This is a genomic window from Fructilactobacillus sp. X3R5C2, from assembly GCF_059901175.1.
The window spans coordinates 136,341-152,284 of sequence record NZ_JBWXVC010000005.1 but is presented as its reverse complement, the minus strand read 5'-3'; the positions used below and the strand labels follow the sequence as shown (position 1 = coordinate 152,284).

General features: G+C 34.1%; 11 protein-coding genes. 5 read left to right on the top strand and 6 right to left on the bottom strand.

The window, feature by feature from the left end; genetic code table 11:
- Positions 1–13 precede the first annotated feature (13 nt).
- Positions 14–1,228 carry a peptidase T gene (gene pepT / locus AC6UD4_RS06600; RefSeq protein WP_500694151.1) on the top strand — a complete coding sequence of 405 codons (1,215 nt, stop codon included), beginning with the start codon at positions 14–16 and terminating at the stop codon, positions 1,226–1,228.
- A gap of 354 nt (positions 1,229–1,582) precedes the next feature.
- Positions 1,583–2,206: a hypothetical protein gene (locus tag AC6UD4_RS06595; protein WP_500694152.1), complete on the top strand. Its 624-nt coding sequence runs from the start codon at positions 1,583–1,585 to the stop codon at positions 2,204–2,206.
- A gap of 97 nt (positions 2,207–2,303) precedes the next feature.
- Here AC6UD4_RS06595 and AC6UD4_RS06590 read toward each other — a convergent pair whose 3' ends face one another.
- Complete coding sequence (locus tag AC6UD4_RS06590; RefSeq protein WP_500694153.1) at positions 2,304–2,951, bottom strand: PD-(D/E)XK nuclease superfamily protein; 648 nt, start codon at positions 2,949–2,951, stop codon at positions 2,304–2,306.
- A gap of 59 nt (positions 2,952–3,010) precedes the next feature.
- Positions 3,011–4,036, bottom strand: a complete 1,026-nt coding sequence (locus AC6UD4_RS06585; RefSeq protein WP_500694154.1) for a DNA adenine methylase — start codon at positions 4,034–4,036, stop codon at positions 3,011–3,013.
- A 371-nt stretch (positions 4,037–4,407) separates the two neighbouring features.
- Between AC6UD4_RS06585 and tdc the strand changes: the two genes are divergently transcribed.
- From tdc to AC6UD4_RS06570, 3 genes are all read left to right on the top strand, one after another.
- Positions 4,408–6,309 carry a tyrosine decarboxylase gene (tdc, locus tag AC6UD4_RS06580; protein WP_500694155.1) on the top strand — a complete coding sequence of 634 codons (1,902 nt, stop codon included), beginning with the start codon at positions 4,408–4,410 and terminating at the stop codon, positions 6,307–6,309.
- Positions 6,310–6,327: 18 nt separating this feature from the next.
- Positions 6,328–7,737 (top strand): tyrosine-tyramine antiporter, encoded by a 1,410-nt coding sequence (gene tyrP / locus AC6UD4_RS06575; RefSeq protein WP_500694156.1) that lies wholly within the window; start codon positions 6,328–6,330, stop codon positions 7,735–7,737.
- A 403-nt stretch (positions 7,738–8,140) separates the two neighbouring features.
- A complete protein-coding gene (locus AC6UD4_RS06570) occupies positions 8,141–9,529 on the top strand; it encodes an SLC45 family MFS transporter (protein WP_500694157.1) in 1,389 nt (462 codons plus the stop codon).
- Between the two features lie 146 nt (positions 9,530–9,675).
- Here the strand turns inward: AC6UD4_RS06570 and AC6UD4_RS06565 are convergent, their stop codons facing one another.
- The 4 genes from AC6UD4_RS06565 to tyrS all read right to left on the bottom strand — a co-directional run bounded on the left by AC6UD4_RS06565 (position 9,676) and on the right by tyrS (position 15,926).
- Positions 9,676–11,352, bottom strand: coding sequence for a glycoside hydrolase family 13 protein (locus tag AC6UD4_RS06565; protein WP_500694158.1), 1,677 nt, complete (start codon positions 11,350–11,352; stop codon positions 9,676–9,678).
- Positions 11,353–11,422: 70 nt separating this feature from the next.
- A complete protein-coding gene (locus tag AC6UD4_RS06560) occupies positions 11,423–13,099 on the bottom strand; it encodes a glycoside hydrolase family 13 protein (protein ID WP_500694159.1) in 1,677 nt (558 codons plus the stop codon).
- Between the two features lie 27 nt (positions 13,100–13,126).
- On the bottom strand, positions 13,127–14,491 hold the full coding sequence (locus AC6UD4_RS06555; RefSeq protein ID WP_500694160.1) for an SLC45 family MFS transporter: 1,365 nt from the start codon (positions 14,489–14,491) through the stop codon (positions 13,127–13,129).
- 181 nt (positions 14,492–14,672) lie between these two features.
- On the bottom strand, positions 14,673–15,926 hold the full coding sequence (gene tyrS, locus AC6UD4_RS06550) for a tyrosine--tRNA ligase (RefSeq protein WP_500694161.1): 1,254 nt from the start codon (positions 15,924–15,926) through the stop codon (positions 14,673–14,675).
- Between the last annotated feature and the right edge of the window lie 18 nt (positions 15,927–15,944).

The window sequence follows — 15,944 nt, the reverse complement described above, 5'->3', positions numbered from 1 at the left end:
GGAGGTTTAGGAAATGCAAAAATATCCAGAATTATTAAATGATTTTCTCAATTATGTAAAAATTAATACGAGATCTGATTCTTCTAAAAATAGCATTCCCACTACCATTGGCCAAACAGAGTTCCTTAAAAAACTCGCAAAACAACTAAATAACAAAAAGCTAACCAACGTTCATTTTAGTGATGGAAGTTACTTATTTGCTACTCTACCTAGAAATACTACCAAAGCTGTTCCAAAAATCGGCTTCATTGCTCACGTTGACACAGCTGACTTCAATGGCGAAAATATTCATCCGCGCATACAAAAAAATTATCAAGGTAAAAACATTCAGCTTAACTCAAAATATCAACTAAACCCAGACGAATTTCCGAACCTAAAAAATTACATTGGCGATACCATCATTACTACTGATGGTTCAACGTTGTTAGGTGCCGACGATAAAGCTGGCATTGCAGAAATTATGAGCATGATTGATTACCTTCAAAAGAACCCAGAAACTAAACATGGTGACATTTTAGTTGGATTTGGACCAGACGAAGAAATTGGTAAAGGCGCCGATCATTTCAATCCAACGGATTTTGGGACCAACATTGCTTATACTCTTGATACAGGAGCTGCTGGTGAAATTAATGATGAAACTTTCAACGCGGCAGAAGCTAATATCACAATTAATGGCACTAGTGTCCATCCCTCTCATGCCAAAGGAAAAATGGTAAGTGCAATCCAATTAGCAATCGAATTTGACAATCAAATTCCTTTATCACAACGCCCTGATGTTACTGACGGAAGACAAGGATTCTATTTTGCAACCGACTTTAAAGCTACTCCTGATGTCGCACATATCAACTACATTATTAGAGATTTCGATAAAATTGCCTTTGAGAATAAGAAAAATCATCTAAAAAAAATCGTCAATCAATTAGATAACAAATACGGAAAAAATCGAGTACAAATCACCTTTCACGACCAGTACTACAATATGAAGAAACTAATTGATCCAAAAATCGTTAAAAGAGCCGAAAAAGCAACCAAAGATGCCGGTCTTAAACCGAAGATTATTCCGTTTCGTGGTGGAACAGACGGATCTAAAATCACTTTCAAGGGTTTGCCTACTCCTAACTTAACTAATGGAAGTGAAAACGCACATGGTAGGTACGAATTTGCAGTATTAGAATCAATGAAGAAAGTTACTGACGTATTAGTTAATATTTCAAAAATTAGTTTATAGTTAATCTGATTTCATCATCTTTGATAGCATAAATGATTCTACACTCGTAAAACAAACCAACAGTGTATTAATGAAAGAATTATGTAAAAACAACCATTATTCCTTATTAAGGAATATCAACATTGCCGCCAATACAACGAATCAAGGTTCTATAATTATAAAATTATAGAAATGTTTTAACAATTTATGAAGAGTATATATTGATTTTCTAATATCTTCTTTCAATAAATTTTTTACTTCACTAATTGTATATTATAAATGAGGGGGTAATTGGAAAAAATTGTTGAAATAAATTTAATCAACAATTATACGTTCATAATTTAATAATTATTTATTAATAAAGGAGATAATAAAATGAAACTTAATGATTTAAGAAATATTCAATACGTTATCGATTTAATACTTCAAACCCAGAGTGATAGAAATGAAGTTAATTCGGAAAACAGTAATGAAAAGCAATTTGAGTTATCAAGTTATGCTTTAGTAGTATATTCACCGGCAATGGGCATCATTCAGTTTGACCCATTTCTTGAAAAACATAATCAAAAGTATGATAAAAATAATTATTCTCCAAAATATTATGATATTCATATTAACTGGGGACTTAATTATAAACTTTATTCAATCGAACACATTAACATAAGTAATGAAAATAAATTTAAATTTATAAATGAACAATTTAAAAGTAATTATGCGCTTAATGATAAAAACACTATCAATAATTTTAGAGAAATAACAAAAAATCCAGAGGTGCTTCTTAGGTTTGCTATCAACTTCATGGAAGAAATTAATAAATTAAAAGATAATAAAGAGAAGTCGTTAATATCCAACTATGATAATGCTATACCAAATCCTGTGGTGTACAATGTAACTCACTTTAGAGACAATATTACTCTAGAATTTGAGATTATGAACAAAGATGAAAATTTTAAAATCATTAGTCTTCAACCAAGGACAAGATTACCTAAAATTAAATAGTTATAGAATAAAGACCCATTCCATTGATATGAAATGGGTCTTTATTAATTCATAAAATAATAACATGATTATGATAGGCAAGTCTCATTACGAATAATTATAATCCAAACCACCAATATTCATAATCATCAAAAAATATTTTTATAGCATCATCACGTAAATTATTAAAATAATCTTCGTATTCAACTCTTGAATTTGTTCGCTTAGTTACATTGCCATTCTTATCTTTTCCAATTCCATTAATAAACCAATCCTTATTAAACAAAGCAGCAAATTGTACAGTAGGTTTAGGCTCTCCATTTAAGTGATTTAAAATATCTTGATATAATTTCCTTTTATTAACAAAGCCAAACATTTTTTCATCCACAGATCCTGGTGTTTGCTGCCACTTCTTTTCGACGATAAATATAGTATTTACTTCTTCATTAAAAAATACTTCGTCTGGTTTCCATCGTTTATTATTTGTGTTATCTAAACCATATATTTCATGAAGAGCGTTATAAAAAGCATATTGTTTAGTTAAAATTCCAACATACTTTTCTTCATGTTTATCATTAGATTTTCTATAAAGATCATAAGAAAGTGTTTTAGTATTTACTATTTTGTCTTTATCATCATATTTATGTAGCTTTAAAATATACTTATTAGATAAATCACGATTAATTCTTGATACCAAATCTGTACTATTTTCAAATTTTAATCCCGAAGCATTAGTATGTGATCCTCCTACACCGTTTTCCTTCAAAAATAACCACTCCCTTTATAAAACAATTATAAAGGAAATGGTTATTTTTATAAAGATTATTAATAATTCGTTATTACGACTTCTCCAACAACCCCTCTCTTCTTACCATTACTATTAATAGATCTTTTAGCTTTTACACTGTTTATCTTAAAGTCTTTATACAAATCCCTAGTTAATTCTGTGTCAGAATTAGAAAGCATTACTTTAACTCCTCTTTTAGACAATTGTTTTGCAAGATTAGCTAACTCTTCCTGCTGGATTAAACCAAAGCCATCTTTCGTGTAACTTGTAAAATTAGAGATTTGATTAATTGGAATGTAAGGAGGATCAAAATAAATAAAATCATTTGCATTTGCATTTGCAACAGCAGCTTTATAATCACCACTTGTTATTTTTACATGTTTTTTTAGATAATCGCTAGTTGAATTAAGTGTATCCGGTAATAAATTTAACGTTTTATGATTTCCAAAGGGAACATTGTTTTGCCCTTTTTGATTAACCCGCCAAAGACCATTATATCCAGCTTTATTTAAATATATAAATCTTGCTGCTCTTTCCGTATCTGACATAGAAGTAATCTTGCCATTTCTATCTACCGATCTTAATTTATAATAAAATTCCTTATTATCTTGCTCTTGATAAATATCCAGAAGAGCTTTTAACTCGATAATATTATTTTTAACTACCTTCCAAGTATTAATTAATTCCTCATTAAAGTCGTTTATATACGCCCTATTTGGAGTTAAAGATAACAAAAGTGCTCCACCCCCAACAAAGGGCTCATAGTAATCTTTAAAATTATCTGGACAATAATATTTTAACTTAGATAAAAGTTGTCTTTTTCCACCTACCCATTTTATGAAAGGGCTTGGACTAGGGTGAATCAAATATTTTTCAAAATTATCATACGACATATTAAGGCTCTCAGAAATCTTAATTAATGTATCTTTATAATTTCTTATTACAGAATCATAAGGTCTATCTATTTGACTAATTAAAGTTGTATAAGGAACATTAATCATTTTGGAAATTTGCTTAAAAGTAAGATTATGTTCTTTCAAAATGTCATTTAAATTATTTTTCATACCATTCTCCCTGTTTCGTATTACGTAACCTAATCATATCATAGAATACGAAACGAATTCATTTTTTATTAAAATAATATTTAATATTATTAAGAATGATATATTTATTAAATATTATTATCTAAACATTGTGCATGATTATACATGTATAAAATACACTTGTATCCAATTATTATCATTTAATAAATAAACATTATGCATATAATCGTTGACATATTAGTACATAGTCACACAAATGCCACTTTCACTAAATTTTATCAAAAAACATTTTTACTGATATGTTTAAAAATTGTGTTATGTTGAACAAAGGTTTAATATAATCAGCGTAACATGCAATTACAATATTAATGTTTTTTATGGAGGCGTTTTTTATGAATACAAGTAGTGATGACGAATATAATTATAAAAATTTGGATTTGAACGCTTTATTTATCGGTGACAAATCTGAGAATGGACAACTCTACAAAGATCTTCTAAATAAATTTGTAGACGAACATCTTGGATGGCGTAGAAACTATATGCCCGCAGATAAACATATGATTACTCCTGAAGATCAATCATCCTCAGAATTTCAAGGAACAGTAAATCATTTAAGAAGTGTAATGGATGTTGTTTCACGAAAACTCCGTTCCCAATCAGTCCCTTGGCAATCAGCCGGAAGATATTGGGGCCACATGAATTCTGAAACCCTTATGCCAGCAATTCTTGCTTATGATCTTGCAATGTTATGGAATGGAAATAATGTTGCTTATGAATCTTCTCCTGCAACTTCTCAAATGGAAGAAGAAGTTGGTAATGATTTTGCCAAATTAATGGGATATACACATGGCTGGGGACATATCGCGGCTGATGGCTCCTTGGCAAATCTAGAGGGATTATGGTACGCAAGAAACATTAAGTCCCTACCTCTAGCAATGAAAGAAATAATCCCTGAACAAGTTAAAGGAAAAACTGATTGGGAACTCCTTAATATGTCAACCAAGGAAATTATGGATATTCTCGAAAATAATCCTGATAAAATTGATGCACTTAAAGCTCATTCAGCACGCAGTGGTAAAAACATTCAAAAACTTGGTAAATTATTAGTTCCACAAACAAAGCATTACTCTTGGCTAAAGGCAGCCGACATTATTGGGGTAGGTCTTGATAACGTTGTCTCTGTTCCCGTTGATAGTAATTACAGAATGGATACTAATGAACTAGAAAAAATCATAAATAAATTAGTGAAAGATAAGACTCCTATTTTGGGTGTGGTTGCTGTAGTAGCATCTACTGAAGAAGGGGCAGTGGATCCCGTAGACAAAATCGTAGATCTCCGTAAAAAGTTTGCTAAACAAGGTGTAAATTTTTATTTCCATGTTGATGCAGCATATGGTGGATATGGGAGAGCGATGTTCTTAAATAAGGATAATGAATTTATTCCTTATAATGAATTAAGCAAAGTTCAATATGATAATAACGATTTTACTGAAGATAAACAATTCTTTAAAGAAGAAGTTTACAACGCGTACAAAGCAATTGAAGATGCCGATTCAGTAACAATCGATCCACACAAAATGGGATATGTTCCATATGCAGCTGGTGGAATTACAATAAAAGATATTAGAATGCGAGATACAATTTCATATTTTGCAACTTATGTATTTGAAAAAGGAGCACATATTCCCGCATTATTAGGTGCATATATTCTTGAGGGATCAAAAGCTGGGGCAACTGCAGCATCAGTATGGGCTGCTCACCACACCTTACCATTAAACGTCGAAGGATACGGAAAACTAGTAGGAGCTTCGATCGAGGGTGCCAATCGTTATTATAATTTCTTGAAAAACCTAGAATTTAAAATTGGAGATAAAACAATTGAAGTCTATCCTCTCACGAAACCGGACTTTAACATGGTTGACTACGTATTAAAGGAAAAAGGAAACAATAGTTTAAGTGATATGAATAAACTAAACCATGATATGTATGACGAAGCATCATATGTGTCTGGCAATTTATATAGTAAAGGATATATCGTATCTCACACAGATTTCCCAAAGAGTGATTATGGAGACAGTCCATTAAAATTCGTCAAATCAACGGGAATTAGCGAAGATGACTGGAATAAAGTAAGGACTGTTACAATCATTCGTGCTTCTGTCATGACGACTTATATGAATAAAAAAGAAAATTTTGAATATTTTGCTCCAAAAATTAAATCAGAAATGCAAGAAGATTTAGAAAAAATATTTGAAAATAAAATTGTGAAAAAATTAGAAAAAGAACATAAATAAGAGAGTTGGTGAATAACAATGGCTAAAAATGCCAAAAAGATTAGCTTAATTACTTTTGTAGGTATGACAATGGCATTATGTGCAACCGTCCGTTCGATTCCTTCCATTGCTGCTAGTGGTTGGACGCAAATAACATATATGTTATTTGCGGTATTATTCTTTGCTCTTCCTATTGCTTTAATATCGGGGGAACTGGGTACTATGATGCAAGCTGAAGGAGGTCCTCAACTTTGGGTAAAGTCAGGACTAGGAGATCGCTGGGGATTTGTTACAGCATGGCTTTTATGGGTTCAAATGTTCCCAGGAATGGTCATGGTTGCTTCAACACTAGGCCCTTTATGGGGAAATACCTTTGGATTCATAGCACTTGGAAATAATCATTGGTTTATATTAGCTAATATATTAATTTTTTATTGGATTATTACCATTCTAAATTTAAAGTTCGACATGGCTAAGGTTGGGGGATCCATAGGCGTCTGGCTTGGAGTATATATTCCAATCGTTGTAATGCTAATAATGGGTGTTTGTGCATTAACAAAAGTAGGAATTATGCCTAATGGATATCTAGGTTCATTTTCATGGAGTAAACTACTTCCCAGCCTGAGCAATGTGTCTTCACTTCAGTACTTTGCTGCTATTGCCTTTGTATTTGTTGGATTAGAAATGTCATCAGTATTTATTCCAAGATTAAAGAAGCCTGAAAAAACATATACTCGTGGTATTTTTATAGCTTTAATTGGTTTAGTATTAATGAATATCATTAATTCATTACTTGTTGCAAATGTTATTCCTAATGGACAAATTCAATTAGCAAATATTACTCAACCAATTCTTTTATGGTGTAAAATTCTTGGCTGGCCAACAATAATCGCTAACATTTTTAGCTTTATGGTGGTTATTGGCGTGATTCTTCAATTATCGGCCTGGGTAACTGGACCATCTCAAACAATTGTACAAGTTGCTCGAGATGGTGAATTGCCACCTAAATTTGGATTCCAAAAAGTAAACAAATTTGGAGTTTCAAAAAATGTTGTTTTAACACAGTCAATTATGATTACGTTGTTTGCTCTTTTATATGGATTAATGAAAAATGTTAATGGTGTATTTTTAATACTAACAAATGCAACCACAATTATATATTCAATCGTATACGTATTAATAGCAATCACATTAATTGTACTGAGAATTAAAAAACCTGAAGCACCTCGTCCTTATAGAATTGGAAAAAAAGGAAATTTCTTAGGATTCTTCACAGCAGCTATTCTTCTCTTTGGAATTGCCGTTATCATAATATCAACTCTCTTAGCTAATAGTTTAATGACAGCAATCTTAGTTATTGTTATCACTGCTGTATTGTTTGTTATTCCGCTTATTATTGATAAATATAAAAATCCAGCTTGGAAATCTAAAGCTGACAAAAACATGTGATTAAGAAGTCCTAAGATATTCATTAATCATTAAATAAATGATGACTCCCAAAGAATTAGTTATAACTAACCTCTTGGGAGTTTTTTAGTTAAACAAATCTTTTTTATATTTAATCAAAATATACTTTTCATAAATACCATTGTTTTAATTAATTTTTAAATTTTGTGTTCTTACTCTCATCTATTTTTCAACTAACATTGAAATTTACATTTAATGTAACCGCTTGCAAAAAAATATTTGAAGGACTATAAATATCTATGTTGGAATATTTATTCTGATTGAAATGAAATCACATTATTAAAAATATAAAATGATAGCTACATTGTTATTTATGTAATTGTTTTCTAAAAATTGTTTATTGATCAATTTCTAAAAAACATTCATAAATAAAGGAGGAAATCTCATGGACACAAAAGCAAAAAACAGTAATTCTAATGATAAAACTGAACCAAAAAGTTTTGCATCACATCTACCAAGTTTAAAAGTAAGTATGATATTTGCAATGACATTCGGATTTTTTGGTGTTAACATGGCATTTTCATTGCAGCAGTCACAAATGGGCCGGATTTTTCAGACCATTGGTGCTAACCCAAACAACTTAGGATTTTTCTTCATCCTTCCACCATTGGCAGGAATGATTATCCAACCTTTAATTGGTAAATATTCAGATCGGACTTGGAACCGTTTTGGCAGAAGGATGCCTTACTTACTTATTGGTGCGCCAGTTGCAGCCATTGTCTTAGTATTGCTTCCCAATGCTGGTTCATTCGGTTTTGGATATGGTTCATCTGCTGCTCTTTGGTTTGCAGCCATTGCTACTCTATTCATGGATCTATCATCTAATGTATGTATGCAACCATTCAAGATGATCATTGGTGATATGGTTAATGAAGATCAAAAAGATATGGCCTGGTCATGGCAACAAGCATTCTCTAACCTTGGTGGTGTTCTAGCCAGCTTGGTACCATTCTTTTTAGCATTCATCGGTTTACCTAATATTGCCAAAAGAGGGGATGTTCCAATTACAGTTAAATTGGCTTACTATTTAGCTGCAGCGGTATTGTTACTAACTTCCTTTTATACTATTGCCAAAGTTCGTGAATATAATCCTGAAGAATATGCTTTTTATCATAATATTGATTTGACTAAACAAAAGAAGCAACCCAGTCTTTGGACTCTAACCAAAAAAGCTCCTCGAGTATTCTGGGAGATTTCAATTGTTCAATTTTTTACCTGGTTTGCCATTCTTTATTCTTGGACTTACGCTACTGGTGCCATTTCATTAAACGTGTATCATACCACTAACCCATCATCTGCAGGTTATCAAGCTGCTGGTAATTGGTATGGTGTTCTTACCTGTATCCAAGCAGTTGCATCAGTTATCTTTGGTTTCTTAGTACAAGCTAAGACAAAGCCAAAAAACAGAAAGGGCTGGTATGTCTTTGGCTTACTTGCTGGAGCCCTTGGATTTATTCTAATTTTCTTTATCCACAGTAAGTTACTCCTAATATTACCATTCTGTTTGATTGGAATTACTTACATTACGATGAATACGCAACCATTTTCATTATTAACTGAAGCGTTAAACGGTGAAAATGAAGGAGCATACCTTGGATTATTCAATTGCGCAATCTGTTTACCACAAATTGCCGCATCACTTTGCAGTTTCTTTATCTTTCCAATGGTCGGACACTCAATGCCAGCAATGTTCTTGGTAGGCGGCGTTTCACTGATAATTGCTGCACTCTCAGTAAGATTTATCCATTCTAAATTGAGTAATCAAGTAATTTAATATAATTATTGATGATAAAATTCCCTAAACAATTAATATATTATGTAAAATTTATGTTTTCATGGATTCATAAAAGGAGGCCCAATACCGATATTCAATCGGTATTGGGCCTCCTTTTTTCTCAAAATTCATTTAATATATTTTTATTATTTCATTCTATACACTTTACTCTCATACGCCCTCAACTTCTTACTAACATCATCAGCGTAATTTCCAATTAACTCTTCAGCCCCATCAGGTACCTCATAATCACGTTCCACCTCGTGGTCAGTGAAATTACTGATAACTAATAAAGTTTCGTCTTGATAGTGACGCTTATACGCAAAGACTTCCTCATCGTCTGGATCCAATAGTTCAAAGTCCCCTTCAATAATGATTGGATTATTCTTACGTAATTCAATTAACTTCTGGTAGTAAGCAAAGACCGAGTTTAGATCATCAACCTCATCTTTCGCGTTAATTTCTTTATAGTTCTTGTTTACCGCAAACCACGGTGTACCAGTGGTAAAGCCAGCGTTTTTTGAATCATCCCACTGCATCGGTGTTCTGGCATTATCACGAGACATATTGGCAAGATATTTCATCATTTTTGTTGGCGAAACAATCTTTTCTTTTTTGACAAATTGGTCGTAGGCATTAATTGTTTCAATGTCTTCATACTGACTCAAGTCCTCTTTATGGGCATTCGTCATTCCGAGTTCTTCACCCTCAAAGATGTACGGCGTTCCTTGCATCATATGAAGCGTGGTGCCAAGCATTTTAGCAGCCAAAACACGATACTTGGGATCATCCGTCGCAAATCGACTCACGGCACGAGGTTGGTCATGATTACTCCAGTAAAGTGAATTCCAACCCTTACCATTTAGCTTCGTTTGCCAGTTATTAAAGACTTGTTTTAATTCAGTTAACTTCACTGGTTGATCGTTCCACTTTCCTAAACGTTTATCTGAATTAGATGATAAAGTAACATGATCAAACTGAAATACCATATTCAATTCATGAGCATCAAATCCAGTGTATTCAATGGCTTGTTTGGGGTTAATGCTCGACATTTCGCCGACAGTCATCACGTCATAATGAGAGAGAACATCTTGATTTAATTCTCTTAAGTATTGATTCAGCTTCGGACCATTAAAGACATCTTGGCCTGGTGCACCATACATGGCGTTTTTAGCCTTATCTACATCAGGCAATCCCACTGGTTTTGAAATCAGGTTAATGGCGTCCATCCGGAAGCCGTCAACCCCCTTATCTAACCAAAATTTCATCAAACTCTTAACTTCTTCTCTGACTTTTGGATTCTCCCAGTTCAAATCGGGTTGACCGTCCGCGAAAAGGTGCAAATAGTATTGACCAGTGGTTTCATCGTATTTCCACGCTGGCCCACTAAAGAACGAACCCCAATTATTCGGTTCGTGGCCATCGACAGGGTCCTTCCAGTAGTAATAATCACGATACGGATTGTCTTTTGATTTCCGACTTTCTTGAAACCACTTGTTTTGATCAGACGTGTGATTAACAACTAAATCCATCACAATTTTAATTCCCAACTCATGCGCCCGGTCTAACAATTTTTGAAATGACTCCATGTCGCCGTACTTCGGATTAATTTTGCGATAATCGGCGATATCATAACCATTATCTTCTTCTGGTGATTCATAGATTGGATTCAACCAAATCACGTTGGCACCTAATTTTTTAATGTACGGCAACCGTTCTCTAATACCATTTAAATCACCGACTCCATCACCATTACTATCCTGAAAGCTCTGTGGATAAACCTGATATACCACTGCATTTTTCCACCATTGCTTGTTTTTCATAATTTCCACCTCTCAACTAAACTTCCGTTAAAAACAGGCCCATCAAGGTATGGTTTGATGAGCCCGGTTTTTATTTACTTAAATAAACTTTTGTTTCGTAAGGACGTAACTGACCTTCAATGTCATCATTGTAGTTTCCAATCAGTTCCTTAACGCCAACTGGAACCTCATAATTACGACTCAATTTTTGACCAGTAAAGTTACTTTCAACGAGTAATGTCTGTCCATTGTAGTGTCGCTTGTACGCAAAAACCTGGTCGTCGTCAGGATCCAACAATTCAAAGTCTCCTTCGATAATAATTGGATTATCCTTCCGTAACTTAATTAGGTCATGGTAATAAGTGAAGACTGAATCTGGATCATCAACTTCATCGGCTGCGTTAATTTCATGGTAATTCTCGTTAACAGCAAACCAAGGTTTCCCCGTAGTAAATCCAGCGTTCTTAGAAGTATCCCATTGCATTGGTGTTCTAGCATTATCACGCGAGATGTTAGCTAAGTAACTCATCATTTTCGTTGGCGATACCAACTTATCCTTGTTGACGAACTGATCGTAAGCGTTCAGTGATTCAATATCTTCATACTGACTCAAATCTTCTTTGTGAGCGTTCGTCATCCCGAGTTCTTCACCTTCAAAAATATAAGGAGTTCCTTGCATCATATGAAGCGTGGTGCCAAGCATTTTAGCAGCCAAAACACGATACTTGGGATCATCCGTCGCAAATCGACTCACGGCACGAGGTTGGTCATGATTACTCCAGTAAAGACTATTCCAACCCTTACCGTTTAGCTTGGTTTCCCAGTTATTAAAGACTTGCTTCAACTCAGTTAGTTTAACGGGTTGATCGTTCCATTTGTCCAGGCGTTTATCTGGATTAGGTGATAGCCCAACGTGATCGAATTGAAAGACCATGTTTAATTCATGAGAATTAAAACCAGTGTATTCCAACGCTTCATCAGGCGTTGATGAAGGCATTTCACCAACAGTCATCACGTCATAATGAGAGAGCACGTCGCGATTTAATTCTTTTAAGTATTGATTCAGGTTAGGTCCATTTAACACGTCTTTGGCCGGTTCAGCATATTTAGCATTTTCAAGTTTGGGTGCATCTGGTAAGCCCTTTGGTTTAGAAATCATGTTGATAACGTCCATTCGGAAGCCATCGACTCCTTTATCAAGCCAAAAACGCATGATGTTCTTGACCTCGCCTCTAACCTTGGGATTATCCCAATTCAAATCCGCTTGTTCATCGGCAAAGAAGTGCAGGTAGTACTGGCCAGTTTTAGGATCGTATTTCCAAGCCGAACCCGTAAAGAAGGAGCCCCAATCGTTAGGTTCATGACTATCAACTGGATCACGCCAGAAATAATAATCACGGTATGGATTATCTTTAGACTTTTCACTTTCCTTAAACCATTCATTATCGGTCGAAGTATGGTTAACCACCAAATCCATCACGATCTTAATGTCTAAGTCATGGGCAGCATCAAGTAACTTATTAAACGATTCCATATCACCGTATTTAGGATTGATTTTCCGATAATCAGCAATGTCATAACCGTTGTCAACTTCGGGTGAGACGTAAATTGGGTTCAACCAAATCACGTTGGCGCCTAATTTTTTAATGTACGGAAGCCGTTCTCTAATCCCGTCTAAATCTCCAACTCCGTCTCCATTACTGTCCTGAAAGCTTTGGGGATAGACTTGATAAACGACTGCATTTTTCCACCATTGTTTATTTTTCATAACTAACTCCTCAACTAAAATTTAAAATTATTTTTTACTTTCAATGGGTTTAACGTGAATAGCACTAACGGCTATCACTCCTAATAACATCATAATTCCAGCAACCAAAATCATGCCAGGCATTGATTTTCCAATAAGCGGGAAAATGGCGAAACTAACTAGTGAAGCAATGATCTGAGGCATGCAAATACTGATATTAAAGAGGCCTAAGTAGGCACCCTCATCCTCACCGTTCAAAGCCTCAGTCACGATTGACAGTGATTCAGACTGCATGGCAAGAAAGGCAATTCCAATTAAAACAAAAGCAACAACTGAAAGAGCTTGAGAATGGATAAATGCCAACCAAACAAAGCCAACCCCACCAGCAAACAGTCCAATCCGATACCACATTTTACGTGAGTTGGGTTTCGTTCGTGACAATACTAAGAATCCAAAGATAGCGGCGGCTAATGCTTCAACTCCTGACAGAATTCCAAACCAGTTCCCGGCTGCTTGATATGCGGCTGACGATGGATCAGTAACATGCCAGATAGTCTTAGCAATTGAACCAGTTCCATAAGTCCATAAGTATTGAAAAGCAAACCAACTAAAGAATTGGACAAACGAGACTTCCCAGAATGGACGAGGCGCCGTCTTTAATAATTTAATTAAACTACTCTTCGTTTTTTGGGCATTAACATCAATGCCATGATACTTGGCGTAGACAGTTGGACTGTATTCATGAACTGACATAACGGTATATAAAGCCGTGATTAGTAAGACAGCTGCAGCAGTATAAAATGCAATCTTAACTGATAATGGAACCACACCTTTAGGTGCTACGTTTGAAATTCCAAGCGCCGTTAAGACGAATGGAAGTAAAGTTGCAAACACTCCACCTAAGTTTGAGAAGGACTGCTGCCATGACCATGCTAAATCCTTTTGGTCTTCATTAACCATATCACCAACGATCATCTTAAATGGCTGCATACATGCATTTGATGAAACGTCCATCATGGCAATCGTAATTGCACCAAATAGAAGAGCTGCAAGCGATCCATAACCAAACCCAAATGAACCAGCATTAGGTAACAATATCAGTACAATCGCTGCAATTGGAGCTCCTACTAATAAATATGGCATTCGTCTACCAAACCGATTCCAGGTTATATCTGAATACTTACCAATCAATGGTTGCACAATCATTCCAGCCAAAGGTGGTAAAAGGAAGAAGAAACCTAACTTTGTTGGATCCGCACCAATAGTCTGAAAGATTCGTCCCATTTGTGAACTTTGAAGCGAGAATGCCATATTGACCCCAAAAAAGCCAAATGTCATCGCAAAAATCGTATACAAACTCAACTTAGGAAGTGTATTCTTCTTAGGCTTGTCAGCAGATTTAGAATTATCCATAACGATCCTCCTATTAATTCATTTATTACTTTTTAACGAATATATTGTGATCACAGTTTTAGTATAGCTAGTTCTTTTATAATGTAAAGCGCTTACATTTAAAATAACAAATAAATTCAATTAATTATGAATATAAAAGTGCATAAAAATAGTCATTGACTAAGCAGTCAATGACTATTAGTTATTTTACTTTTGCTAAGAAGTAATGTTTCTTCCCTCGACGAATAATAACAAATTTTCCTTCAAAATTATCATTAGGATCAATTTGATCATCGACTGAAACTACCTTTTTACCGTTAATCGTGATGGCACCATTATTTACATCTTCTCTAGCTTGTCGTTTGGATTTATCAACCCCAGTTTCAACAAGTAAATCAATAATATTTACAGGATTATTTTCAATCTCTGAAGTAGGAACATTGTTAAATGCCTGACTAACTTCCTCAACAGATAATTTCTCTACATCACCGTTAAATAATATATTACTTATATCTTCAGCTTGTTTGGTTGCTTTTTCACCATGAACAAAATTAGTTACTTCTTCTGCTAATACCTTTTGTGCTTCCCGTTTTTGTGGTTCTTTTTTAACTTTCTCAGCTAGTTCATCTATTTGGTCCTTATTCAAAAATGTGAAGTACTTAAGGTACTTTATGACATCTCTATCGTCTTGATTAAGCCAAAATTGATAGAATTCAAATGGTGAGGTTTTGTTTGGATCTAACCAGATCGCACCACCAGCAGTTTTACCAAATTTAGTTCCATCTGCCTTTAACATCAGTGGGATAGTCAGTCCATAAACTTTAGTTTCAGGACCATCGATTTTGTGTATTAAATCAATTCCAGCTGTTATATTACCCCATTGATCGGCACCACCGATTTCTAATTGAATATTATATTTATTGTGTAATGTCAAAAAATCAACAGACTGTAGTATTTGATAAGTAAATTCAGTAAATGAAATTCCTTGATCTAGACGACTAGCAACTATGTCTTTAGCAAGCATTGAATTAATATTAACTAATTTTCCATAATCTCTAAGAAAATCTAAAAGAGAAATTTTTGATAACCAATCATAATTATTTACAAAAGTTATATTTGAATCTTTACCAAATAATTTTTTCATTTGTTTAGTTAAAGAATCAACATTATGTTGCACTTTATCCATTGTTTGAAGAGGACGTTCTGTTTTACGACCACTTGGATCTCCAATGGAACCAGTTGCTCCACCAATCAAAATGTATGGATGATGACCTGCACGCGAAAATCTTTCCATCATCATAAATGGTATTAGATGTCCGATATGCATGCTGTCTCCAGTAGGGTCAACCCCACAGTATAATGAAATCTTATTATTTTCTGTTAAATCTTCAAGAGCTTTCTCATCTGTTTCTTGATTGATCGCCCCTCGCCACTTTAATTCATCAATAATGTTCATTACAATAACCCCCTTTGA

Bases quoted from the DNA above. Each gene is read 5' to 3' on its own strand.
- pepT (WP_500694151.1), top strand. From the start codon at position 14: ATGCAAAAATATCCAGAATTATTAAATGATTTTCTCAATTATGTAAAA.
- AC6UD4_RS06565 (WP_500694158.1), bottom strand. From the start codon at position 11,352: ATGAAAAACAAGCAATGGTGGAAAAATGCAGTGGTATATCAGGTTTAT.
- AC6UD4_RS06555 (WP_500694160.1), bottom strand. From the start codon at position 14,491: ATGGATAATTCTAAATCTGCTGACAAGCCTAAGAAGAATACACTTCCT.
- AC6UD4_RS06570 (WP_500694157.1), top strand. From the start codon at position 8,141: ATGGACACAAAAGCAAAAAACAGTAATTCTAATGATAAAACTGAACCA.
- tyrS (WP_500694161.1), bottom strand. From the start codon at position 15,926: ATGAACATTATTGATGAATTAAAGTGGCGAGGGGCGATCAATCAAGAA.
- tyrP (WP_500694156.1), top strand. From the start codon at position 6,328: ATGGCTAAAAATGCCAAAAAGATTAGCTTAATTACTTTTGTAGGTATG.
- AC6UD4_RS06595 (WP_500694152.1), top strand. From the start codon at position 1,583: ATGAAACTTAATGATTTAAGAAATATTCAATACGTTATCGATTTAATA.
- AC6UD4_RS06560 (WP_500694159.1), bottom strand. From the start codon at position 13,099: ATGAAAAATAAACAATGGTGGAAAAATGCAGTCGTTTATCAAGTCTAT.
- tdc (WP_500694155.1), top strand. From the start codon at position 4,408: ATGAATACAAGTAGTGATGACGAATATAATTATAAAAATTTGGATTTG.
- AC6UD4_RS06585 (WP_500694154.1), bottom strand. From the start codon at position 4,036: ATGAAAAATAATTTAAATGACATTTTGAAAGAACATAATCTTACTTTT.